This is a genomic window from Shewanella sp. SW32, assembly GCF_025653365.1.
GTDB lineage: Bacteria > Pseudomonadota > Gammaproteobacteria > Enterobacterales > Shewanellaceae > Shewanella > Shewanella oncorhynchi.
This window is the reverse complement of the sequence record NZ_JAKKSJ010000004.1, coordinates 96,872-122,851: the sequence shown is the minus strand read 5'-3', so window position 1 is coordinate 122,851 and position 25,980 is coordinate 96,872. Positions and strand designations below refer to the sequence as shown.

Annotated in this window: 17 protein-coding genes and 1 pseudogene; 10 read left to right on the top strand and 8 right to left on the bottom strand. The window is 46.1% G+C overall.

What is annotated here, in order from left to right:
- Window positions 1-43: 43 nt before the first annotated feature.
- From ihfB to aroA, 4 genes and pseudogenes are all read right to left on the bottom strand, one after another.
- Window positions 44-331, bottom strand: coding sequence for an integration host factor subunit beta (gene ihfB, locus L5M28_RS03460; protein WP_006081718.1), 288 nt, complete (start codon window positions 329-331; stop codon window positions 44-46).
- A 73-nt stretch (window positions 332-404) separates the two neighbouring features.
- Window positions 405-2,075: pseudogene (gene rpsA / locus L5M28_RS03455) on the bottom strand (30S ribosomal protein S1); the annotation flags it as partial.
- Window positions 2,076-2,174: 99 nt separating this feature from the next.
- Entirely contained in the window at window positions 2,175-2,867 is a 693-nt protein-coding gene (gene cmk / locus L5M28_RS03450) for a (d)CMP kinase (protein WP_263198606.1), read from the bottom strand.
- Between the two features lie 186 nt (window positions 2,868-3,053).
- Window positions 3,054-4,334 carry a 3-phosphoshikimate 1-carboxyvinyltransferase gene (aroA, locus tag L5M28_RS03445; protein ID WP_263198605.1) on the bottom strand — a complete coding sequence of 427 codons (1,281 nt, stop codon included), beginning with the start codon at window positions 4,332-4,334 and terminating at the stop codon, window positions 3,054-3,056.
- A gap of 435 nt (window positions 4,335-4,769) precedes the next feature.
- Between aroA and L5M28_RS03440 the strand changes: the two genes are divergently transcribed.
- From L5M28_RS03440 to L5M28_RS03430, 3 genes are all read left to right on the top strand, one after another.
- A complete protein-coding gene (locus L5M28_RS03440; protein WP_198573177.1) occupies window positions 4,770-5,960 on the top strand; it encodes an amino acid aminotransferase in 1,191 nt (396 codons plus the stop codon).
- A gap of 373 nt (window positions 5,961-6,333) precedes the next feature.
- Entirely contained in the window at window positions 6,334-7,890 is a 1,557-nt protein-coding gene (locus tag L5M28_RS03435; RefSeq protein ID WP_263198604.1) for a YjjI family glycine radical enzyme, read from the top strand.
- Between the two features lie 26 nt (window positions 7,891-7,916).
- Window positions 7,917-8,777 (top strand): YjjW family glycine radical enzyme activase, encoded by an 861-nt coding sequence (locus L5M28_RS03430; RefSeq protein ID WP_263198608.1) that lies wholly within the window; start codon window positions 7,917-7,919, stop codon window positions 8,775-8,777.
- Here L5M28_RS03430 and L5M28_RS03425 read toward each other — a convergent pair.
- The 3 genes from L5M28_RS03425 to gyrA form a co-directional block, all read right to left on the bottom strand.
- Window positions 8,774-9,694 carry a LysR family transcriptional regulator gene (locus L5M28_RS03425; protein ID WP_263202471.1) on the bottom strand — a complete coding sequence of 307 codons (921 nt, stop codon included), beginning with the start codon at window positions 9,692-9,694 and terminating at the stop codon, window positions 8,774-8,776. The genes L5M28_RS03430 and L5M28_RS03425 overlap by 4 nt on opposite strands.
- Before the next feature lie 343 nt (window positions 9,695-10,037).
- The gene (gene serC, locus L5M28_RS03420) at window positions 10,038-11,129 is read right to left on the bottom strand and encodes a 3-phosphoserine/phosphohydroxythreonine transaminase (RefSeq protein WP_131524063.1); all 1,092 of its coding nucleotides are present in this window, start codon (window positions 11,127-11,129) and stop codon (window positions 10,038-10,040) included.
- Window positions 11,130-11,264: 135 nt separating this feature from the next.
- Window positions 11,265-14,015, bottom strand: coding sequence for a DNA gyrase subunit A (gyrA, locus tag L5M28_RS03415; RefSeq protein WP_105253124.1), 2,751 nt, complete (start codon window positions 14,013-14,015; stop codon window positions 11,265-11,267).
- Between the two features lie 385 nt (window positions 14,016-14,400).
- Between gyrA and ubiG the strand changes: the two genes are divergently transcribed.
- From ubiG to yfaE, 5 genes are all read left to right on the top strand, one after another.
- Window positions 14,401-15,111, top strand: coding sequence for a bifunctional 2-polyprenyl-6-hydroxyphenol methylase/3-demethylubiquinol 3-O-methyltransferase UbiG (ubiG, locus tag L5M28_RS03410; RefSeq protein WP_263197616.1), 711 nt, complete (start codon window positions 14,401-14,403; stop codon window positions 15,109-15,111).
- A gap of 1 nt (window position 15,112) precedes the next feature.
- Window positions 15,113-15,784: an HAD family hydrolase gene (locus tag L5M28_RS03405; protein WP_263197615.1), complete on the top strand. Its 672-nt coding sequence runs from the start codon at window positions 15,113-15,115 to the stop codon at window positions 15,782-15,784.
- Between the two features lie 502 nt (window positions 15,785-16,286).
- Window positions 16,287-18,575 carry a class 1a ribonucleoside-diphosphate reductase subunit alpha gene (gene nrdA, locus L5M28_RS03400; RefSeq protein WP_263197613.1) on the top strand — a complete coding sequence of 763 codons (2,289 nt, stop codon included), beginning with the start codon at window positions 16,287-16,289 and terminating at the stop codon, window positions 18,573-18,575.
- A gap of 84 nt (window positions 18,576-18,659) precedes the next feature.
- Window positions 18,660-19,790, top strand: a complete 1,131-nt coding sequence (nrdB, locus tag L5M28_RS03395) for a class Ia ribonucleoside-diphosphate reductase subunit beta (RefSeq protein WP_028759863.1) — start codon at window positions 18,660-18,662, stop codon at window positions 19,788-19,790.
- A 38-nt stretch (window positions 19,791-19,828) separates the two neighbouring features.
- Entirely contained in the window at window positions 19,829-20,254 is a 426-nt protein-coding gene (gene yfaE / locus L5M28_RS03390) for a class I ribonucleotide reductase maintenance protein YfaE (protein WP_219252440.1), read from the top strand.
- A 327-nt stretch (window positions 20,255-20,581) separates the two neighbouring features.
- Here the strand turns inward: yfaE and L5M28_RS03385 are convergent, their stop codons facing one another.
- A complete protein-coding gene (locus L5M28_RS03385) occupies window positions 20,582-22,600 on the bottom strand; it encodes an NADPH-dependent 2,4-dienoyl-CoA reductase (protein WP_263202467.1) in 2,019 nt (672 codons plus the stop codon).
- A 165-nt stretch (window positions 22,601-22,765) separates the two neighbouring features.
- Here L5M28_RS03385 and sppA point away from each other — a divergent pair, with 165 nt between their 5' ends.
- A complete protein-coding gene (gene sppA / locus L5M28_RS03380; protein ID WP_263197608.1) occupies window positions 22,766-24,613 on the top strand; it encodes a signal peptide peptidase SppA in 1,848 nt (615 codons plus the stop codon).
- Window positions 24,614-24,750: 137 nt separating this feature from the next.
- Window positions 24,751-25,764, top strand: coding sequence for an asparaginase (gene ansA / locus L5M28_RS03375; protein ID WP_006086774.1), 1,014 nt, complete (start codon window positions 24,751-24,753; stop codon window positions 25,762-25,764).
- Window positions 25,765-25,980: the final 216 nt, after the last annotated feature.

Below are 25,980 nucleotides of genomic sequence, written 5' to 3'. Positions count from 1 at the left end.
TACAAAAAAGCCTCCTAACGGAGGCTTTTTACTATGCGGTCAATCACACATTAACGGCGTCAACACGCTCGCGCAGTTCTTTGCCTGGCTTAAAGTGCGGGACGTATTTACCTTCCAAATCGACTGATGAACCAGTCTTTGGATTACGGCCAGTCCGCGGTGCACGATAGTGAAGCGAGAAACTACCAAAGCCACGGATCTCAATACGATCACCGCTTTCTAATGTTGTTGCCATTTGCTCCAACATTTCTTTGATTGCGCCTTCAACCTCTTTCGCCGACAGCTGCGACTGCCTGGTGGCGAGTTTTTCGATAAGTTCAGATTTCGTCATCCTAGCTATCCCCTATTATCAAGCCAAACACAGTCGCCTAATGGGGAGAGATGTCTCCCCAAACAACAGGCGATTATTTACGAGCTGCTTTAAACGCTTCAGCCATTGCATTACTAATAACAGCGTCATCTTGTTTGTTCAGAGTCGCCATTACTTCTTTCTCTTCAGCTTCGTCTTTCGCTTTGATTGACAGGCTGATAGAGCGGTTCTTACGGTCAACACCCATGAACTTAGCTTCGATTGCATCACCTACATTATAGACAGTAGATGCATCTTCGATACGCTCACGTGAAATGTCAGCTACACGGATGTAACCTTCAACAGTGTCAGCCAGTTCAACAGTCACACCTTTAGCATCAACAGCAGAAACAGTACCGTTTACGATAGTACCTTTCTTCTTGTCAGCCAAGTATGCGTTGAATGGATCATCTTCAGTTTGCTTAACACCTAAGCTGATGCGCTCACGCTCTGGATCTACAGACAGAACCACTGCATGGATTTCATCGCCTTTCTTGTATTCAGAAACTGCGTCTTCGCCAGTACCGTTCCAAGAAATGTCAGACAGGTGAACTAGACCATCGATACCACCGTCAAGACCGATAAAGATACCGAAGTCAGTGATTGACTTGATCTTACCAGAAACCTTGTCGCCTTTGTTGTAACGAGTTGCGAAGTCATCCCATGGATTAGTCTTACATTGTTTCAGACCTAGAGAAATACGACGACGCTCTTCATCGATGTCCAGAACCAGAACTTCAACTTCATCACCTAAGTTAACCACTTTAGATGGGTGAATGTTCTTGTTAGTCCAATCCATTTCAGAAACGTGAACCAGACCTTCAACGCCTTCTTCGATTTCTACGAAGCAACCGTAGTCAGTTAGGTTAGTAACGCGACCAGTTAAACGTGTGTTTTCTGGGTAGCGTTTGCTGATTTCTAACCATGGATCTTCGCCAAGTTGTTTCAGACCTAGAGACACACGAGTGCGCTCACGATCGTACTTCAGTACTTTAACGTTGATTTCATCGCCAACATTGACGATTTCTGATGGATGTTTAACACGTTTCCACGCCATATCTGTGATATGTAGCAGACCGTCAACACCACCTAAATCTACGAATGCACCGTAGTCAGTCAGGTTCTTAACGATACCCTTAACTGCTTGACCTTCTTGCAGGTTTTCTAACAGTGCATCACGCTCAGCGCTGCTTTCTGATTCGATAACTGCACGACGAGAAACAACAACGTTGTTACGCTTCTGGTCTAGCTTGATAACTTTGAATTCTAATTCTTTGTACTCTAAGTGAGCGGTGTCGCGAACTGGGCGCACGTCAACTAGAGAACCTGGTAAGAAGGCACGGATACCGTTTAATTCAACAGTGAAACCGCCTTTAACTTTACCATTGATGATACCGATTACAGTTTCAGCATCTTCATAAGCTTTTTCCAGAACGATCCAAGCTTCATGACGTTTCGCTTTTTCGCGAGACAGTTGAGTCTCACCGAAGCCGTCTTCAACAGAGTCAAGAGCTACGTCAACTTCATCGCCAACTTGAATTTCTAAAACGCCTTGAGCGTTTTTGAATTGTTCAGCTGGGATTGGGCTTTCAGACTTCAGACCCGCGTCAACCAGTACCATACCGTTTTTGATTGATACAACAGTACCACGAACGATAGAGCCTGGACGGAATTCCAGAGTTTGAAGGGATTGTTCAAATAGATCAGCAAAAGATTCAGTCATGTTTAGGTTACTTTCTTTATTAAACCACTGTCCGTCCTAGACGTGGAGTCAGTCAAATTATCCGTATCATCCTTAATACGAATACCTATCCGGTGGGCTAACTTAGTTAGTGCCGGATAATTTTTGGTTGATAAAGTTAAGCGCAAGCGCTAGCACTTCATCAATACCCTTACCGCTAGTATCGATAATGAGCGCGTCCTCGGCGGGGACTAAAGGAGCCACCGGACGATTCATATCGCGGTCATCACGTTCGATAATTTCACTTAAAAGGCGCTCGATATTAACATCGAAGCCCTTGTCCTGCAACTGATTATAGCGTCTTTGGGCACGCTCTTCAGCTGAGGCGGTTAAATATAATTTTGCCGGCGCACTTGGGAAAACGACTGTTCCCATGTCACGACCATCGGCAATTAATCCTGGCGCCGTTTTAAAGGCCCGTTGGCGACGTAATAAGGCTTCTCTCACCCGTGGAAAGGCAGCGACTTTTGAAGCGGCATTCGAGCACTCTTGAGTGCGAATGTCGGTGGTGACGTCTTCACCTTCCAATATCACTTGAACCGGATCGGTATCATTGCCTGTTAAAAACTTCACATCCAGATGTGCCGCTAACAACGTGATAGACTCTTCATTTTCCAGTTCAACGTTATGATGAATTGCTGCAAGCGCAAGAACTCGGTAAATGGCACCACTATCAAGTAGTTGCCAACCTAGATGCTGAGCCAATAATTGACTAATTGTACCTTTGCCAGCACCACTTGGGCCGTCGATTGTGACTACAGGAGCCCGTTCAGACATACATTCCTCCGCAAAAAATAACCATCATCCGTGAGTTCATCAAGTGAGCCCCCGAAAATGAGCGCGCCGCATTGTACAATAAAAGACAAACAAAATCCGTGGATTTTTTATGAAGATTAGAAGCCGCACAAATACGGCTTGCTATTCTTGACATTGATGGTTGTAACAATAACGAAACAAACAGACTTAGCCTTGCAGGCTCGCAAACTGCTTAAAGTAGTCAGGGAATGTTTTAGAAGTACAATCTGGATCATTGATGGTGATACCGCAATCGGCAAATGCCAGCATAGAAAAGCACATGGCCATGCGGTGATCATTGTAGGTATCAATTTCAGCGGTGTTAATCACGGCAGGCGGGGTGATTTTAATGTAGTCATTCCCCTCTTCAACCTCGGCGCCCACTTTTCGCAGTTCAGTTGCCATAGCCGCTAACCGGTCGGTTTCTTTAATACGCCAGTTATAGATATTGCGAATAACCGTCGTGCCTTTAGCAAATAAGGCTGCGGTTGCAATGGTCATGGCCGCATCGGGAATGTGGTTCATGTCTAAGTCGACGGCCGTTAATTGGGAGCCGCGTGCAATAATATAGTCATCGCCCCACTCGATATCTGCGCCCATTTTTTCGAGCACATCGGCAAATTTTACATCGCCTTGAATACTCAAACGACCCACACCCGTGACTTTGACTTCGCCGCCCTTAATCGCCCCTGCCGCGAGGAAATACGATGCCGATGACGCATCGCCTTCTACCAGTACTTTACCCGGTGATATATAACGCTGGCCTGCAACAATCTCAAAACGCGCGTAGTCATGGTTAATGACGTTAACGCCGAACTGCGCCATCAAGGCGATAGTAATATCGATATAAGGCTTAGAGACTAACTCGCCTTTGACATGGATATTGACGCTGCCCTTAGCAAGCGGCGCAACCATCAACAACGCCGTTAAAAACTGGCTCGATAAATCGCCTGCAATTTCAACATCACCGCCATTAAGGCCAGTGGCATTAATCGTCAGTGGCGGGAAACCGTCATTTTTAAGATAAACAATATTGGCACCGAGTTGCCTTAAGGCATCGACTAAATCGCCAATCGGACGCTCTTCCATACGTGGTTCGCCCGTGAGAGTAAATTCACCTTGGCCTAAGGTTAAGGCGGCGCATAAGGGGCGCATTGCGGTACCCGCATTGCCTAAAAACAATTCCTGCGCGGATGCTGAGGAAATCACACCACCTAAACCATCGAGTTCACACACAGTATTGTTTTGCGATAAACGGTAGTTCATCCCTAACTGCTTGAGGGAGGCCAACATGTGGCGGATATCATCTGAGTCGAGCAGATTGGTGAGCGTGGTCGTACCTTGGGCTAAGGTGGCCAATAATAAGGCTCGATTTGAAATACTTTTTGAGCCCGGAATATTGATTTCACCGCGGACTTGCACAACAGGTTCAAGACGTAATTGCTTCATGAATAAATCTTCTTTCTCTATAGGGCGTCATCATCACGATCACGCGGACTGAATACGCAAAATGGCAACTTCACGCTACAGCGCGTCAAGTTAAGATTACAAATAAAAGGAGATTGGGGCCTTGTTGGTGCTTCGTCGTTATAAAATTACCGATTGTCGCTAAGGATTCAACCGTTTTTTCGAGAAAAATGACATTTTGGTCAGATTATTTGCTGAGAACAGTGTAAAAATAACAAAAACGCAAAATTTAAGCGGTTAATTTATGATTTAACCGTATTTTTGGCAGGCTTTTTTGCCAAGATAACTAGCGTGTAATCACAGTTTTCACTTTAATTACTTTACCTTTCCGCGCTATTCTAGCCTCCAAACGATAAATAACGCATATCTGATACGAACAATCACGTTTGCACTATAACCAGAAAGGTAGATGGAGCTATGTTTAACTCACTCATCGCAATGCCAGCAGATCCCATCCTTGGCTTGTTGACTCAGTACCGCGAAGACACCCACCCGCAAAAAGTTGATTTAGGTGTGGGCGTTTATAAAGACCCTACAGGCGTGACCCCGATCCTGAGCTGCGTGAAAAAAGCCGAGAAATTCCGTCTCGATACCGAAACCACTAAAGTGTATATTGGCCCAACAGGCTCACCACAATTCAACACCTTGATGACGGAATTAGCCTTTGGTACTGGCCACTGTGCCATTATCGCTAACCGTATCCGCACTGTATCGACACCCGGTGGTACAGGCGCGCTGCGCGTGGCGGGTGACTTTATCAAACGCTGCAACCCGAATGCTGTGTTATGGGTAAGCGATCCAACTTGGGCAAACCATATCGGTTTATTCGAAGCGGCTGGCATTACTGTTAAAACCTATCCTTACTATGACTACGATAGCAAATCATTGAAATTTGATGAGATGCTTGCCGCATTATCGCAAGTAAGTCCTGATGATGTGGTGTTATTCCACGCCTGTTGCCATAACCCAAGCGGAATGGATTTAACCACAGAGCAATGGGATAAAGTGGTTGCCCTGACAAAAGAGCAAGGCTTTACACCACTGATTGACATGGCCTACCAAGGCTTTGGTGATGGCGTGGATATTGATGCCTACGGCGTGCGTCATATGGCGGCAGCGGTCGATAATATGATCCTGTGCAGCTCATGCTCGAAAAACTTCGGTTTGTACCGTGAGCGTATTGGTTCCTGCTCTGTGATTGCCAAAGATGCCAATACCGCCAATATCGCGCAATCTGTGCTGCTTTATGTGGTTCGCTGCCTCTACTCTATGCCACCTGCCCACGGTGCCGCGATTGTTGAGACGATTTTAGGATCGGCAGAATTAACCCAAGAATGGCTTGATGAGCTGAAAGTGATGCGCGATCGCATCAACGGCAACCGCGCCATTTTAGTGAATAAACTTAAAGCCAACGGCGTAAACCGTGACTTTAGCTTTATCGCCCGCCAAAAAGGTATGTTCTCTTTCCTTGGGGTGGCTCCAGAGCAAGTGGCGCGCCTACAAAAAGAATTCAGCATCTATATGGTAGGTTCAAGCCGCATCAGTATTGCTGGGATCAGTGAAGATAACGTTGATTACTTAGCTCAATCGATTGCTAAAGTGCTTTAAGCCGCTGAGTTTATCTGCACCGCTCACTCTGCTGTATTCCCGCAATAAAGGGATACAGCAGAGTTCATTTACCGCCTCAAGTGTTAAATTTTTTAATCATCCCACCCGATAAGTTTTGGCAGTTCATTATCCTCTGTTTCATATCCCCAATATGACAAGCAAGGCCACGTCTCACTGTTCAAGCATTTATTTTTAATCGTAAAACCACATTCTAGCGATTTTGACATCGCGACGTTATCGCAATAAGCCACAAATTGTGACCTAGGTCGGCGGATTTCCATTTCATTAATCAGGACTGCGGCTATTTTCACTTTTTAAAGCCAACGCCACTGAGTAGATTAGTGGTCATCATAGAACTTGTGGATGTTCAGCCATGTTATTACAAGATAAATTAGTGCAAATCGTCACCAACCCGCAGCTTTCACCCAAGCAAAAATCCAACTATTTAGCATTAGAAGCGGAAGCCAGTTTGCCCTATATGTCGATATCGCCCGAGGTAAAAGCCGCGATGAATGACGGTATTATTTGCGACATGTTTGAAGGCCATGCGCCGTTTAAACCACGCTATGTGTTGCCAGATTATGCCCGCTACCTTCAACAAGGCTCTGAATACTTAGAGTTATCAGCGGCAAAAAACTTGGATGAAGCCATCAATGCCTTAACGATTCTGTATCATCACGTGCCATCGGTGACCAATATCCCCGTGTATTTAGGTCAGCTGGATGACATTTTGATGCCTTTCGTTGAAGGAATGGATTCAGAAGTTCTTTATCGTAAATTAAAACTATTTTGGATCATGCTCGACAGAACCCTGCCCGATGCCTTTATGCATGTGAATATTGGCCCTACAGATAACATCGTTTGCCGCACCCTACTGCGCATTGATGCCGAGTTAAAACAAGTTGCCCCCAATTTGACTTTTATGTACGACCCCGCCGTCACGCCAGATGAATTGTTGTTGCTTGCGACCACCAATATTTCTCAGTGCAGTAAGCCGCATATCGCGAATTACCCACTGCATGCCAGTGCGTTTGATGAGCGCGGTTTTGGTATTGTCAGTTGCTACAACGCGTTGCCGTTAGCGGGCGGCGCCAATACCTTAGTTCGACTTAATCTTAAAGAAGTTGCGTTAAAGGCCAATTCTATAAACGATTTTTTTGATACTGTATTGCCAAATTACTGCTCACTCACCTTCGAGCTCATTGACGCGCGCTCGGCATTTTTGCATCAAGAATCACACTTCTTTGACAGTTTTTTAGTTAAAGAGCAATTGATTGATGAATCGCGCTTTGCACCCATGTTTGGTATTTACGGCATGGCAGAAGCCGTGAATATTCTGCGGACATTCACGGCTACTGATGCAACGAAGTTATCTCAACGAGATCAACACACTGGCTATGGTCATCAGACAGATGCAAATCAGCTGGGCTATCGTATTTCTGCTGCGCTCGATGCCATAGTGAAATCCACACCCGTCACACATGGTTACCATGGGCGGGCACTACTGCATTCACAGGGCGGTATTAGTATCGACAATGATGTGACTCCTGGCGTTCGCATCCCCTATGGCACTGAACCGAATCCCATCGCCCATATTCAAGCCCTAGCGCAACATCATCAGTATTATACGGCGGGGATTAGCGATATTTTGACCATAGATGAAACCGTGAAATCCAATCCTCAAGCTATGTTCCAATTGTGTAAAGCCGCGCTTGAGTTAGGTTTTAGGGAGTTTACCGCCAATGTCGCCTCTAACGATTTAATGCGCGTGACTGGCTATATGGTAAAACGCTCAGATATTGAAGCGTTTAAACAGTGCGGCTCGCGTCTCAATACCACAGGCTTAGCCGCAGAAGCTGCGGTTAATACGGGAATATTGCAACGACAAGCACGCGTTATCGCCCATGAGCACTCCCCCCTGTGTTGTTAAATGAACAGGCCATAAATAAACAGGCAATAGTCAGTCAGCTATTGCCCTTTTCCTGTGTCGACGGGCCTGGCAGCAGGCTCGTGTTATTCTTACAGGGCTGCAACTATCAATGCAAAAACTGCCATAACCCACATACCATAGGTTTATGCGATGCCTGTGGCGATTGTGTCGCCACCTGCCCTGACAATGCGCTGACATTAATAAACCTCAATGATAAGCCTCGCATTCACTGGGATAGTGAGCGTTGTAGCCAATGCGATACTTGTATTGCCGTATGCCCGAAACAAGCGAGCCCTAAGGTCAGTCGTTACACAGTCGAGGAGATACTGACGATTCTCCATAGTCAGCGTCACTTTATTAATGGTATTACCGTGAGCGGCGGCGAAGCGAGTCTGCAACTGCCATTTATTCTTGCGTTGTTTAAAGGAATTAAAGCGACAGAGTCGTTATCACACTTAACTTGCATGCTCGACACCAATGGCAGTTTAAGTCTAACGGGATGGCATAAACTGCTGCCGTTTTTAGATGGCGCTATGGTGGATCTCAAAGCGTGGCAGCAAGATACCCATAGATACATTACTGGTCGTGATAACCATGCCGTGTTTAAATCAATCCAGTTATTGGCTAAACAGCAAAAACTGTATGAGGTGAGATTGCTGCACATTCCGAGCATCACGGATTACGAGGACGAAATAGAAGCGCTAGCGACCTATTTACTTCTGCTAGGCCCAGATACGCGAGTTAAGTTAAATGCCTTTCACCATCATGGTGTTGTCGATGAAGCACTAAATTGGCCAAGCTGTAAACAAGCCGATATTGAACGCTTAGCCGCAACGCTTGCAAAGCGAGGCGTAACCAATCTCGTGTTACCTTCCATATACCTTTAACGACTGCAAAGCAAAATTTGCTCATAAAGCCAGCGCAGTGCGGGATCTTTCATGCTTTGACTATGCCAAACTAGGCTGTAAGCCACTTTGCCATATTCTATGGGTAAAGATTTAATCGTTAAGCCTTTGGCTTGGCTAGCGATGGATGCCCAGCGGCGCGAGCAGGTAAAAAGCAACTCACTGTGATGGCACATTAACGCCGCACTGCCAAAGTCTGGGACCGAAATGGGGACGGCCCGTTTTTTAGATTGTTGGGCGAGCAAAATATCAAAAAAAGGCGTACTGAGATCCGTATCGGTAATGCCAATATGGCGGTAACTTAGGTAATCATCAAAGCTGATGTTTCGCTGCTTTGCCAAGGGATGGGACGAATTCATCAGGCAGATCATTTCATCGCTAAACAAGGTTTCCCACACCAGATCGTCTTGAAGAGGATTAGGTTGACTCAGATCATGGGGTAACAGCACAAAGTCTAATGTACCTTTAAGCAATCCATCAAAACCAATATTGTCTTTGCTGTAAATATCGAGGCGGATATTAGGAGCCAAGCTCAGAATATGGGCGCTGAGCTTGGCGGCCAGCAGTTCAAAGGTGCTTTCGCGCATCGCAAGCGAAAAACGCCCCTCAAAATGTGCAGGGTTAAACGCATCCTGACTCATGATCTGATTCATATCATTGATCATCTGCTGCACGCTTGGCCCTAATCGTCTTGCCAATGGGGTTGCTACCAGTGAGTTGCCGTTACGATAGAACAGTTCATCGTTTAAACTGTCCCTGAGCTGGCTTAAGGTTTTACTGACGGATGAGGGACTTAAACATAAACGTTCGGCACTGGCGGTTACGCTCAAGGTATCGAGCATCACATGCAAAGTGATCAAATGCTTCATACTAATCCGCGAAAGCTTGGCCAAATCCATCGGTGACATCCTATTGATTTATCGTGTATACGCATCTAAAGATACGTTCTTTTAATTATGATAAACAATAACATACAACTAACCCAGCATCTTACTCAGTAATGCGCGTCAGCTCACAGGCTTTCTCACAGCGAGTGTTCTTGAAGGCATCTGGTCTCAACGTCATCTTGCTTAACGCCATTGTCGATAAATTAAAGCTAACAAAAAAGCGAATGCATTTGAGCATTCGCTTTTGGGATGGCTAACTGATGATCAACATTCAATAAGCATAACGTTGATATTCAGGCAGAAAAGCCTAGACGCTAAGCGTCGCAAGCTAATGAGTAACTCAATACAGCTAAGCCTAGCTATGTTTGTTTGCAAACTCATTCATAAACTTGACCAAAGCAACTACACCATCGAGTGGCATTGCATTATAGAGGCTAGCACGCATACCCCCTACGATACGATGACCCTTTAAGGCAACGAGCCCAGCTATTTGGGCTTGCTTTAGGAACTCACTATCGAGCGCTTCGTTGACTAATTGGAAAGTCACGTTCATTTGTGAGCGGTTCGCTGCAACAACCCCATTACGGTAGAAAGCATTACCATCAATGCATTGATATAACATCTGCGCTTTTTGTTGATTAATTTTTGCAATACTCGCAATGCCGCCAATGGACTTAAGCCAAGCAAAGACTTCAGCGGCGAGATACCAAGCAAAGGTTGGCGGTGTATTGAACATAGAATCATGCTCAACGGCTAAACGATAGTCCATGATGGACGACTGCGGTAAACTCGGCAGTTTTAACATGTCATCGCGCACTATCACTATCGACAGACCCGATGGACCTATGTTCTTTTGTGCGCCAGCGTAAATCAAACCGTAGCGGCTGACGTCGATTTCACGTGACATAATGGTTGACGATAAATCGGCAACAATTGGCCAAGGTGAGTCTAATTCATCAAAAATTTCGATACCATCTACTGTCTCATTAGGGCAATAGTGAACATAGCGATAATCGGCATCGATTTTATGTAAATCAGGTAAGACAACCGCATTGAGTCCATTGTGTTTTTCAACAATATTCAAGCTATCAATCTGCGCTTCACCCACGAGCTTTTGTGCTTCGGCTAACGCGGCAGATGACCATTGACCACTGACTAAATACAGGGCTCGGCCATGATTACCTAAAAAATTATTCACAACAGCGGAGAACTGTCCACGACCACCGCCGTGCATAAATAGCACATGGTAATTTGTGGGGATCTGCATCAGTTCACGTAAATCGGACTCGGCTTGTTGTGTAAGCGCGATGAACTCTTTACTTCGGTGGCTGATTTCCATCACGGAAACGCCTTGGCCATTCCAATCAAGTAATTCCTGTTGTGCTTTTTTCATTACCGCTGCGGGTAACATTGCAGGTCCAGCACAGAAATTATAAATCGCGCTCACTGACACTCTCCTTAATCCCAACCATGATGTAGGTATTGATAAATACGAAACCATTCTAAAACGAACAATGCTATCAACATCAATGCCATTAAAAAAACGAGCGTCCAATTGGACGCTCGTTAATATGACACTTAATTACTCTTCGTCTTGCTCATCATCAGCAAGCTCGTCTTCATCTTCGTCCAACTCTTCTTCGTCATCCAGCGCTTCTTCAAGCGCCTCGTCGGCTAATTCGCCTTCGACAATGACAGGAACAATCGGTAAACCGTTTTCATCCAGCTCGACTTCATCTTCTTCAGTTTGGATTTCGTCGATACGTTGTAGGCCGACCACTTTCTCGTCGCCCGCAGTACGGATAATCGTTACACCTTGAGTGTTACGGCCAATGATAGACACGCCGCTCGCAGGTGTACGCACTAAGGTACCTTTATCACTGATGAGCATCAGTTCGTCGTTAAGACCGACTTGAACAGCCCCAACAACAGCGCCGTTACGTTCACTCACCTTGATTGAAACCACACCTTTAGTCGCACGGCTCTTCGCAGGATATTCAGACAGTTGCGTCCGTTTACCGTAGCCGTTTTCAGTCACAGTCAGAATCGCGCCATCGCCTTTGGGTACGATAAGCGACACGACTTTCTGACCTTCTTCTAAACGGATACCACGAACGCCTGTTGCAGTACGGCCCATAGGACGTAAGGACAAGACTTCTTCACCAGTTTCAGGATCGGTTTTCACTTCGCCTGTTTCAGAATCACGAACTTTCTCACCAAAGCGAACCACTTTACCTTCGTTCGAGAACAACATGATTTCGTCATCACCGTTAGTGATATCGACACCGATCAGTTGGTCACCGTCTTTGAGGTTAACGGCGATAATACCGTTTGCACGTGGATTGCTATAAGCAGTTAGTGCGGTTTTCTTCACAGTACCGTGTGAGGTCGCCATGATGATGTACTTGTCCGCCGCGTATTCACGTACTGGCAGAATCGCAGTAATGCGCTCGCCATCGGATAACGGCAACAAGTTAACAATTGGACGACCACGGGCCGTACGGCTCGCTAATGGCAGTTGATACACTTTGAGCCAGTACATCTTACCAAAATCAGAGAAGCACAAAATGGTGTCATGGGTATTGGCAACTAACAGCTTCTCGACGAAATCTTCGTCTTTCACTTTCGTCGCGGCTTTACCTTTACCACCACGGCGCTGGGCTTGGTAATCGGTCAATGGTTGATACTTGGCATAACCTAAGTGCGACAGTGTTACCACAACGTCTTCTTCGTTGATCAAGTCTTCAAGACTCATATCAACTTCGTTGGCATTGATCACTGTACGGCGCGCATCACCATATTCTTCAAGGATTTGAACTAATTCTTCCTTGATCACTTCCATCAAACGCTCAGGACTGCGCAAAATAAACAGCAGACCCGCGATAAATTCGAGCAGTTCTTCGTATTCGGCGATGATCTTATCGTGCTCAAGACCGGTCAAACGGTGTAAACGCAGTTCCAGAATGGCCTGAGCTTGTTGCTCAGTCAGGAAGTATTGACCGTCACGAATACCGTATTGTGGCTCTAACCACTCTGGACGCGCGGCGTCATCGCCCGCTTTTTCCAGCATGCCTTGAACGTGGCCTAATTCCCAACCTTGCTCAACCAATTTCACTTTGGCATCCGCAGGCGTGGGTGAGGCTTTGATCAGTGCAATAATCGGGTCAATGTTAGCCAGTGCAACCGCCAGCGCTTCCAAAATATGGGCACGCTCACGGGCTTTACGCAGTTCAAATACGGTACGACGCGTCACCACTTCACGGCGATGCAGAATAAAGCATTCGAGCATTTCTTTAAGGTTAAACAGTTTAGGCTGACCATTGGTCAGGGCCACCATGTTAATCCCGAAAGAACACTGCATTTGTGTTTGAGCATAAAGGTTATTGAGTACAACCTCGCCCACTTCACCGCGCTTAATTTCAATAACGATACGCATACCGTCTTTATCAGACTCGTCGCGTAGACCGCTGATCCCTTCAAGCTTTTTATCTTTAACCAGCTCGGCAATCTTCTCGATTAAACGGGCTTTGTTCACTTGATACGGGATTTCAGTGACGATAATGCGCTCACGGCCATTATCTTCGGTTTCCACATCTGCCAGAGCACGCATGATCGCGCGGCCCCGGCCAGTTTTATAGGCATCAATAATGCCTTTACGGCCATTGATAATCGCTGCAGTGGGGAAATCCGGACCTGGAATGTATTCCATCAACTGTTCAATCGACAGTGAAGGCTCTTCAATCAATGCCAAACAGCCCTTCACCACTTCTGTTAAGTTGTGGGGTGGGATGTTGGTTGCCATACCCACGGCAATACCCGATGAACCGTTAATTAACAGGTTAGGTACGCGTGTAGGTAGTACAGCTGGGATCTGTTCTGTGCCGTCGTAGTTAGGGACGAAATCCACTGTCTCTTTTTCAAGATCGGCCAGTAATTGGTGCGCTAACTTATCCATACGGATTTCGGTATAACGCATTGCCGCCGCTGAGTCACCGTCGACCGAACCGAAGTTACCTTGGCCGTCTACTAAGGTGTAACGCAGTGAGAATGGCTGGGCCATACGGACGATAGTGTCATAAACAGCAGAATCACCATGCGGGTGATATTTACCGATGACGTCACCGACCACACGGGCAGATTTTTTGTAAGGCTTGTTCCAATCGTTCTTCAATTCACTCATGGCAAACAGAACGCGGCGATGAACCGGCTTTAAGCCGTCGCGCACGTCTGGTAATGCACGTCCCACGATAACGCTCATGGCGTAATCAAGGTACGAATTCTTTAGTTCGTCTTCGATATTAATTGGCGAAATAGATGATGCCAGATCAGTCATAAACTGCTCGTTCCCCTGAAAAATAGCCGACAACGTATAATCCGTATCATTGCCAAGCCCAAAAACGTGATTTGGCATTCTAACACAGTTATTTAATGTCGCCAGACCTATCATTATCGAATTGAGAGTCTGGTGGCTTAATAGATGAAAACACTGTCAATTTGGTCGTTTGTGCGATAAACAAGCGTTGAAATTCACGGCTTACGATGAGGAAAAATCGCCAAAGGGATAAAGTAAAAGGTCGATACGGAGCACAACAATTAACATAAAAGCAGATAACTGCTGAAAATTCACTCAACCACAAGGGCTTAGCTCGGTCGAGCACTTTGTTTATCAAACATAGTCGTTATAATAGCCGCACAATACAGCTTCTTCAGGTAATAGCATGCATCAGAATACCAATGTAGACCCACAGGAAATCGCAAAGTTTGAACGTATGGCCGAAACTTGGTGGGATCTCAACGGCGAATTTAAGCCGCTGCATCTATTAAACCCGCTGCGCTTAAACTATATCGATCAAACCGCTGGCGGTATTTTCGGCAAGAAAGTGCTCGATGTCGGCTGTGGTGGCGGCATTTTGTCTGAAAGCATGGCCCGCATCGGCGCCGAGGTTGATGGTTTAGATATGGGTGATGAGCCCTTAGAAGTCGCCCGCCTACATGCCCTCGAAACGGGCGTGAGCATTAATTATGTAAAAAATACTGCCGAGGCCCACAGCCAAGATCATCAAGCCTATTACGATGTGGTGACCTGCATGGAAATGCTCGAACATGTACCCGATCCACAATCTGTGATTAAAGCATGCTGTGACATGGTCAAACCCGGTGGTCATGTGTTTTTCTCCACCATCAACCGCAACATTAAATCCTACGTGCACACCATTTTAGGTGCGGAATATTTGCTAAAAATGCTGCCAGTTGGCACCCACGAGCATAAAAAATTCATTAAGCCTTCGGAGCTGATTGAGCTAGTAGATAATACCGATCTTATCTGTACCGATGCCTTAGGGGTAAGCTACAACCCATTGACGAGCATTTTTAAGTACACGCCTAAGGTTGATGTGAATTACATGATAGCGACGCGTAAGGTTGATTAATATGAGTCTGGCACAGATCAAAGGCGTACTGTTCGATCTCGACGGCACCTTAGCCGATACCGCGCCGGATCTGGTGCAAGCCCTCAATTTAAGTCTTCAAGATGTCGGCATCGCCGCGCAGCCGTTAGCGGCCATGCGCTACGCCGCATCCCACGGCAGTTTTGCCTTAGTCGATGCCGCGATCCCTGATGCGGCAGAAGATCTTCGGTCTCAAGTTCAGCAAGGGCTACTCGCCCACTATCAGCGTATAAATGGCGATCACTGTGCGCTATTCACAGGCATAGCGGCATTACTCGATTGGCTTGAGTTAACGCAGATGCCGTTTGGGGTGATCACCAACAAGCCAGCCCGGTTTACCCGTCCCTTATTGCGAAAACTGAATTTACACTTGCGTATGCCCGTTATCATCAGTGGCGATTCGACCAAACACCCAAAACCCCACACAGCACCTATGTTGTTAGGTGCACAGCAACTAAACTGCGCACCTGAGCACATTTTGTATCTTGGGGATGCCGAGCGAGATCTGCTCGCGGCCAAGGCTGCTGGCATGTTAGGCGGCGTGGCCCTATGGGGTTATCTGGGCGTGAACGACAAGCCGTTGCAATGGCCAGCGCACGCGTATTTTGCGAGCCCAACTGAGCTACATCAAGCACTAATCGAAGCATTGGCTTAACAACATCAACCAAAAACAGCGCCTACAATGCTCAAGACTAAGGCATCCAATACGTAACTTCACTGACGAACATCAGTGTGTCAGCATACTATTTATGACCCACGGAAAAAGTCAGGCGGATAAAAGATCGGCACTCGTGAGCGATCGCGATCTAAAGAAAAGATCGCCTAAAAATCCCCCATGAGTGTGACACGCTAACCTGAAATTGAGCTTCAAGGTTAGTCGTTACTAACGCAAAATTTTATCCTCACGTTATCCACAAGATGTCCCCTGAATTCAGACTTGCAAATAGGGGCAAACCTCACTATCTTGTATCCCATATAATTTAAAACACCATATCTTGTGTATAGGTAACAATCAGACACACTAGAAGCTCGCCGCTTAATTGACTCGTTTGTAACCAGTCAGCTGTATTTAAGGGACGATTATTGATTGTTTTACAAGGATACGTACGGTGATTTTGCTCACCTAAATACATATAAGAACCAAGGCCTATCTCCAAATGAATAGCACTATGACAGTCACAAAACGCTGTGGCGATCGTGAGAATATCGATCTCGAAAAAATACACCGCGTAATTACTTGGGCAGCCAAGGGATTAAAAAACGTTTCTGTTTCGGAAGTTGAACTTCGCTCGCACCTACAGTTTTTCGATGGCATCCCAACCGAAGCTATCCATGAAACCATTATCAAGGCTGCGGCGGATTTAATTTCTCCAGAATCACCGGACTATCAGTTCCTTGCTGCCCGTTTAGCGGTGTTTCATTTGCGTAAGAAGGCCTTCGGTCAGTTCGAGCCGCCCGCATTGTATGCTCACGTGACTAAATTGGTTGAGCTGGGTAAATACGATCAACACATTTTAAGTGATTACACCCGCGAAGAGCTGGATGTGATGGATACCTATATCGACCATTGGCGCGATATGGATTTTTCCTACGCTGCGGTAAAACAGCTTGAAGGCAAATATTTAGTTCAAAACCGTGTGACCCACGAAATCTATGAGAGCGCGCAGTTCCTTTACATTTTGGTCGCAGCTTGCTTGTTTGCCCGTTATCCAAAAGAGACGCGCCTGAAATACGTTAAAGATTTCTATGACGCGGTATCAACTTTTAAACTGTCGCTGCCAACGCCAATTATGGCCGGTGTGCGCACCCCAACGCGTCAGTTTAGCTCTTGCGTACTGATCGAATGTGGTGACAGCTTAGATTCTATCAACGCGACCGCTTCGTCTATCGTGAAATACGTCAGCCAACGTGCGGGTATCGGTATTAACGCCGGTCGTATTCGTGCCTTAGGTAGCCCAATCCGTGGTGGTGAAGCCTTCCACACAGGTTGTTTACCTTTCTATAAGTATTTCCAAACCGCAGTGAAGTCGTGTTCTCAAGGCGGCGTGCGTGGCGGTGCTGCGACCCTGTTCTACCCTATTTGGCACTTAGAAGTCGAATCTCTGCTGGTATTGAAAAATAACCGCGGCGTCGAAGACAACCGTATCCGTCATTTAGACTACGGTGTGCAGTTGAACAAAGTCATGTATCAACGTCTGATCAAAGGCGAAAACATCAGTTTATTTAGCCCATCTGACGTGCCTGGCTTGTACGATGCTTTCTTTGAAGATCAAAACGAATTCGAACGTTTATATGTGCAATATGAGCAAGACAGCAGCATTCGTAAGAAAACGATAAAAGCAGTTGAGCTGTTTTCACTGATGATGCAAGAGCGCGCCTCAACGGGCCGTATCTACATTCAGAACGTGGATCACTGCAACACTCACAGCCCGTTCGATTCAAAAGTCGCGCCGATCAGACAGTCTAACCTGTGTCTTGAAATCGCCCTGCCGACTAAACCATTGAACAACATCGATGATCCAGAAGGTGAAATCGCGCTTTGTACGCTGTCAGCACTTAACTTAGGTTCTATCAAAGAGTTATCTGATATTGAGCCATTAGCCGACCTCGCCGTACGCGCACTGGATAATTTATTGGATTATCAAGATTACCCTATCAAGGCCGCGCAAATCGCCTCGATGAATCGCCGTACTTTAGGCATAGGCGTGATCAACTTCGCTAACTATTTAGCGAAAAACGGCATGAAGTATTCTGATGGTAGCGCGAACGCTTTAACCCACAGAACCTTCGAAGCGATTCAGTACTATTTACTGAAAGCCTCAATGAACTTAGCCAAAGAGCAAGGTGCGTGTCCGTTATTCCACGAGACCACTTACTCTCAAGGTATTTTGCCAATTGATACCTACAAACGTGACTTGGATAAAATTTGTGCCGAACCATTGCACTTAGACTGGGAATCACTGCGTAGCGATATCAAGCAATATGGCCTGCGTAACTCAACGCTGTCGGCATTAATGCCATCAGAAACCTCGTCGCAAATCTCCAATGCGACCAATGGTATTGAGCCACCACGTGGCCTTATCAGCGTGAAATCGAGCAAAGACGGTCAGCTAAAACAAGTGGTACCAGATTTCGATACACTGAAAGATAGCTATGAATTGCTGTGGAAAATGCCAAGCAACGACGGTTACTTACAGCTAGTGGGTATTATGCAGAAATTCGTTGACCAAGCGATTTCGGCTAACACTAACTACGATCCTTCACGTTTTGAAGGCCGTAAAGTGCCAATGCAAACCCTACTGAAAGATTTGCTCAATGCTTACAAGTTAGGTGTTAAAACGCTTTACTACCATAACACTCGCGATGGTGCGTCGGATTCACACGATGACATCACCAATTTAGAGAAAGAAGATGACGGTTGCGCCGGCGGCGCATGTAAAATCTAGTCTTTAACGTTAACGCGGCTCTTACAAATAAAAAGTATAGGGATCCCTATTTAGTGGATCCCTATCCATTGGAAAAATAGCACCATGGCCTACTCTACCTTCTGTCAAACACCCAACGATGCCACCCGTGAACCTATGTTTTTAGGTCAATCGGTCAACGTGGCGCGCTACGATCAACAAAAATATGAAGTGTTCGAAAAACTGATAGAAAAGCAGTTATCTTTCTTTTGGCGCCCGGAAGAAGTAGACGTCAGTCGCGATAAGATTGACTACGGTGCATTGCCTGATCATGAAAAACACATCTTTATTTCGAATCTGAAATACCAAACCCTACTCGACTCGATTCAAGGCCGCTCGCCCAATGTGGCCTTTTTGCCGCTGGTGTCACTGCCTGAATTAGAAACCTGGATTGAGACTTGGTCTTTCTCTGAGACGATTCACTCGCGCTCATACACCCACATCATTCGTAATATCGTTAACGATCCTTCAGTGATCTTCGACGATATCGTTGTGAACAAAGAAATCTTAAGCCGTGCGACCGATATCGCCGCTTATTACGATCATTTGATCCAATTGACTCAGATATTCCATTTACTCGGTGCAGGAACCCATGTTATCGATGGCAAAGAAGTCATAGTCAATACCCGTACCCTGAAAAAAGCCTTGTACCTGTGCATGATGTCAGTCAACGCCCTAGAAGCCATTCGTTTCTATGTTAGCTTTGCCTGCTCATTTGCCTTTGCTGAACGTAAGCTCATGGAAGGTAACGCGAAAATTATTCGCTTAATCGCCCGTGATGAAGCCTTACACTTAAACAGCACTCAGCATATTTTAAGCATCATGCAAGGCGGTAAAGACGATCCAGAAATGGGTGAAATTGCTGCAGAATGCCAACAGGAAGCTTTCGATTTATTCTTCAAAGCCGCAGAGCAAGAAAAAGAATGGGCCAAATACCTGTTCAAAGACGGCTCTATGATAGGTTTGAATGAACAGATCCTGTGCCAATACGTTGAGTTTATTACTAATCAACGCATGAAGTCGGTGAATCTACCGCAACCATACCCAGAAATAACCAATCCATTACCTTGGATGAAAAACTGGTTAGAAAGCGATGCAGTGCAAGTTGCACCACAGGAAGTTGAAGTATCTTCATACCTTGTCGGCCAAATCGACTCCGCGGTTGATGGTGATGAGTTCCTCGACTTCGATCTATAAGACACTTAAAAGTGACGTTACAAAATGGCATTAAAACAGTGACATCAAAAAAACGGCCACAAAACCTGTTTGCGAAGGCGCCAATCGTGCGCCTTCAAGGTCAACCTGTGTTGCTCTTTACCGAGCAACAAGGCACTTTGCTGCAAGCGCTCGAAGCCAAAAAAGTCAAAATCTTCTCAGAATGTCGCAACGGTTTCTGCGGTGCCTGCAAAACACGCGTCATCAGCGGAAAAGTCAGCTACTTAAACGAACCCTTAGCCGAACTCAAACATGATGAATGTTTGCCCTGCTGCTGTGTGCCTACCGAAGATTTAGAGCTAGATCTATCACCTGAAGGTGCAGCTGTGGTCACCTATGCGTGTCAATCGAATCAGAATAAAGCCAGTTTGGCAAAGTCAAAGCAAACACAAAATGTAGCAAGTGACACACGCACGCAGAAACAGGCAGTGTTTGAAGACTCATAACGGCAAGACTCGATTGTTCAATAAGCTGCTTTAAACAAGATGTGGCGTTAAAACCCAAAATCGCTTTAAAACAAAAATGAGCTTTTAAACAAAAAGTAGCTTTAAGACAAACAGCCCCTTTCAATACAGCCTAAATCAATCCGCGCCATTAGATACCAAACGTTTTAAACTCCACTATTTTCCCTTCTCTCTATTTTCAATGCATTCACACTAAAAAACCTAAAACAAACTAAAACAAACTAAAACAAAAAAGCCTGAACATAGGTTCAGGCTTTCAGGATCTAAAATTGAATACTTAAGGTTTAAAACGTAAGGCTTATCGACTTTCTATAAACGCATTGCCAGTTCAGCGCCTTGGCGGATTGCACGCTTAGCATCAAGCTCTGCCGCGACATCTACGCCACCAATCAGATGCACAGGCAGGCCCGTCGCTTTCATCTCATCCACTAACGTGCGATTCGATTCTTGCCCAGCACACAAGACGACGTTATCGACGGCCAGCACTTCAGCGGTTTCACCCACGCGAATATGCAGTCCTGCCTCATCAAACTTATCGTAACTCACGCCCGTTTTCATCTTCACATCATGTTGCTTAAGCACAAGACGGTGGATCCAGCCGGTAGTTTTACCTAAGCCCTTGCCCATCTTCGACGTTTTACGTTGCAGTAAAAACACCTTACGATGATCAGTATTGTCGGAATGAGGTTCAGTCAGGCCGCCCGCATGCTGGTAAGTCTTATCTATGCCCCACTGTTGTAGCCATTTATCGGGGTTCAAGGTGCTCGACTGGCGCTCACACAAAAAGTGCGCCATATCGAATCCTATACCGCCGGCGCCAATCAAGGCCACCGTATTACCGACAGTCACTTCACCCAAGAGCACTTTTTGATAATCGACCACCCGTGGGTCATCAAAACCGGGTAAGACTAAATCACGCGGCACAACGCCTGAGGCGATTACCACTTCATCAAACTTTTCGGTCGCCAACACACTGGCATCGAGGCGAGTGTTTAATCTCAGCTCCACCTTATGCAACTTAATTTGGTTTATGAAGTAACGAATAGTCTCGTTAAACTCTTCTTTCCCTGGGATTTTACGGGCGAGATTAAACTGACCACCCACCTCAGATTTCGCTTCAAACAAGACAACGTGATGGCCTCGCATAGCGGCATAGACAGAAAACGCCATGCCCGCAGGGCCTGCCCCCATCACCGCAATACGCTTTTTATTGGCTGTGGGTAAGAAGTTGATTTCAGTCTCATAACAGGCGCGAGGATTCACTAAGCAAGTTGCGCGCTTGAGGGAAAAAGTATGATCAAGACAAGCTTGGTTACAGCCAATGCAGGTGTTGATAAGCTCCGGCGTGTTCGCCGCAGCCTTATTCACAAACTCAGGATCAGCAAGGAAAGGCCGCGCCATCGACACCATGTCAGCTTGACCTGAGGCGATAATCTGCTCACCAATCTCAGGGGTGTTAATGCGGTTAGTCGCAATTAAGGGAACGGAAACAGATTGTTTGAGCTTTTCCGTCACCCACGCAAAGGCGCCACGGGGCACGCTTGTCGCAATGGTCGGTACACGCGCTTCATGCCAGCCAATGCCCGTATTTAGAATGGACACGCCAGCTTGCTCTAACCACTGAGCGAGCTGCACCACTTCATCCCAAGTTGAACCGTTATCCACCAGATCGAGCATAGATAAACGGAAGATAATGATGAAATCTTTACCGACTTTTGCCCGTATCGCGTTAACAATCTCAATTGGGAATTGCGCCCGTTTTTCAAACGCACCGCCCCATTCATCGGTGCGAGTGTTGGTGCGCGCACTGACAAACTGATTAATCAAATATCCTTCAGAGCCCATCACCTCAACACCATCGTAACCCGCTTTCTTGGCAAGAGCGGCGGAGCTGGCGTAATCTTTAATGGTCGAGCGCACTTGACGACTAGACATAGCAGACGGCGTAAAAGGTGTAATGGGGGATTTAATCTTGCTTGGTGCTTGGGAAAAAGGATGATAACCATAACGTCCCGCATGCAAAATTTGCATACAGATCTTACCGCCAGCCTCATGCACCGCCTGAGTGACCACGCGATGCTTACCCACTTGCCAAGGAAAACTCAGCTGACAGGCATGGGGCGTAAGGCGACCACGAAGATTGGGGGAAATACCACCCGTCACAATCAAACCTACACCGCCCAGAGCGCGTTCTTTGTAGAACGCTGCCAGTTTCTCAAATCCGCCCTTTTCTTCTTCCAAACCTGTGTGCATTGAGCCCATAAGCACACGGTTTTTGAGCTGGGTAAATCCCAGATCTAAGGGTTCTAATAAATGGGGAAACGACATTCAAACATCCTTTTAAAACAAGTGATTTAAATCAGCATACCTTGTGTCAAATCTAAGCTCAACCGTTGGATCGAGGCCATCAGTCAAAATCCTTTACAATTGTGTTTAGCCTGTAGCGCCATTTTCAGTTAGCATTGGCAGATTGGACTTATAAAGGAGTGGCAGATGTCCGCTAACCCATCGTTTTTCAAGAGAATATGTTTGTTTATTTGGCACACCCTGAACGGGACGCGTAAACTCATCCTCAATCTAATCTTTTTTGGACTCTTAGCCGCGATCATTATCTCCATTGGCAGTAGCGAAGATATCCAAGTTGAAGATAATTCGGCACTGGTGCTTAATTTAGCAGGCTCTATTGTCGATCAGAAACAACAAGTCGATCCCTTAGAAGCCGCATTCAAACAAGGCCAAAATGCCAACGCCGATGGTGAAATCCTACTCGCCGATGTGCTTTATGTCATTGACAGTGCAGCGCAAGATCAACGTATTAGCGTACTAGTGCTCGATCTGGTCGATCTTAAACGTGCTGGGATCAGCAAACTACAATCTATCGGAAATGCACTCAATCGCTTTAAAGAGAGCGGTAAAAAAGTCATCGCCATCGGCAACTACTACGAGCAAAATCAATATTTCCTCGCCAGTTTTGCCGACACCATTTACCTCAATCCCCAAGGCGGTGTCTCGCTTGATGGCCTGAGTATGTACAACCAATATTTCAAATCGGCCTTAGAAAAACTCAAAGTCAAAGCGCATATTTTCCGCGTGGGGACCTTTAAATCTGCAGTTGAACCCTACATACGTGACAATATGTCAGATGCTGCGCGGGAAGCCAGTAGTGCACTGTTAGCCGATGTATGGCAAAGCTACACACAAACTGTCGCAGGCAATCGTAATATCGAACCGAATTCTCTGGTGCCCGACGCAACCACTTATTTGGCAGAGCTCGATAAAGCCAATGGCGATTCAGCCACAATGGCAATCAACATGAAATGGGTTGATAACCTAGCGACCACAGAAGATTTTCGTAAAACCATGCTAGAAACCGTAGGAAAAGCCAGCAGTGGTGACAGTTTCAAGCAAGTCAGTTTTTATGATTACTTAACCTTAGTGACGCCATTACCCAGCTTTGTAGAGCAAGACAGTGTTGGTATTATTGTGGCAAGTGGCACAATTTTGAACGGCACTCAACCTGCGGGCCAAATTGGCGGCGAAAGTACTGCCGAACTGCTACGTAAGGCACGTTTTGATAAGCACATTAAAGCCTTAGTATTACGTGTTGATAGCCCTGGCGGTAGCGCCTTTGCCTCTGAGCAGATTCGTCAAGAATTACTGGCACTTAAAGCAGCGGGTAAACCCGTGGTTGTGAGCATGGGCAGTTTAGCCGCATCCGGTGGTTACTGGATTTCAGCCAGTGCCGACTATATCTTCGCAACGCCAACAACACTCACGGGTTCGATTGGGATCTTTGGTATGATCACTACCTTTGAAGATTCATTGGCCAGTATAGGCGTGCATACCGATGGCGTATCGACCTCAGAATGGGCAGGATTATCTGTTACCCGCACACTTTCCCCCCAGATTGAAGCGATTATCCAACGTCATATTGAACGCGGCTATTCGGACTTTATCTCCCTGGTCGCTAAAGAACGTAAGATGACCATAGAACAAGTCGATAAGATTGCTCAGGGCCGTGTGTGGAGCGGTAAAAAAGCTCTTGAGCTTGGCTTAGTCGATGAACTGGGTGATGTAGATGAAGCCATAGCTAAAGCCGCTAAACTCGCGGATATGACGCTATTTGACACCCGCGTCATCGAACAAGAGCTGACACCCGAACAAAAATTCATGCAGCAGATGTTTGCCTCAGTATCGAGCTACCTGCCCGCCTCACTAAGTCAGTCATCGATGTTAGAGCAAATGCTACAACAGTGGACTAGCAGTTTGAAAACGTTAACCTCTTTTGATGATCCAAATAACGTCTATATCTACTGTGATACTTGCAATATGATGAACTAAATCTGCTAGCGTCTAGGTTGCAGCTCGCAACTTCAAGATGATGACAAAGACAAAGCCCGGATCTCCGGGCTTTTTTATTGGGTTTATGTCAGTAAAATCGTATAATTCGGCCACTTGAAGCTAAGAAAACGACAAGAATGACTAAACGCTCCATTTATGTTGCCTATACTGGCGGCACCATCGGTATGCAAAAGACCGATAACGGCTTTGTCCCCGTCGCGGGATTCCTGACTCAGTGCGTGCAATCTATGCCTGAGTTTTACCATGAAGAAATGCCGACATTCGTCATCCACGAATACTGCCCGCTTATCGACTCTTCCAATATGGCACCAACCGATTGGCAGATGATCGCCGACGATATACAAGCCAATTACGATAAGTACGATGGCTTTGTGATCCTTCACGGCACAGATACCATGGCGTACACGGCTTCGGCACTGTCGTTTATGCTGCAAGGCTTGTCAAAACCTGTGATAGTGACGGGCTCGCAAATTCCCCTCGCCCAGCTACGCTCAGACGGCCAAACCAATTTATTGAATTCACTCTACATAGCGGCGAATTATCCAGTTGCGGAAGTGTGTTTATTCTTCAATAACAAACTCTTTAGGGGCAATCGCTCGACTAAGGCCCATGCCGACGGTTTCGATGCTTTCGCCTCACCCAACTTCCCACTACTGCTTGAGGCGGGGATCAAAATCAATCTGCGCGCAGGCAAAATCACGGTCGCCAACGATACCCCATTAGAAGTCGCTCATATCAGCCCACAACCTGTCGGTGTGGTGACCTTGTATCCTGGGATATCGACACAGATTTTTGAGAACATTCTGCAACAGCCAGTTAAAGCCCTCATACTGCTGACATTTGGTGTGGGTAACGCGCCGCAGGATGCCGCCTTACTCAAAACCTTAAGGCAAGCAGATGAACGTGGCATAGTGCTGGTGAATCTAACCCAATGTTTCCAAGGTAAGGTGAATATGGGCGGCTACGCCACAGGCAATGCATTAGCCAAAGCAGGCGTGATCAGTGGCGCCGATATGACTATAGAAGCAGCCTTAGCAAAACTGCATTATTTGCTATCTAAAAATTTGCAACCAGCTGAGATAAAAGCGGCCATGTTGCAAAACTTAGTCGGTGAATTGAGCATAGATTAAAGATAGTGTCTTCTAATCTGTTTGTTGCCCTCAAACGCTAGCAACAAAAAAGCCCATATTTGATGGGCTTTTTTGATTTAAACTCAGACTAGATTTTAGTTCAGACTTAACAGCACTAAATGAGTGTTTATTTTAAGACTTTTGCGGACCAAGATTTGCATTGAAGTTATTTAATATCAAATCAATGTTAGTCTTGATATCACTAACAAAAGATAA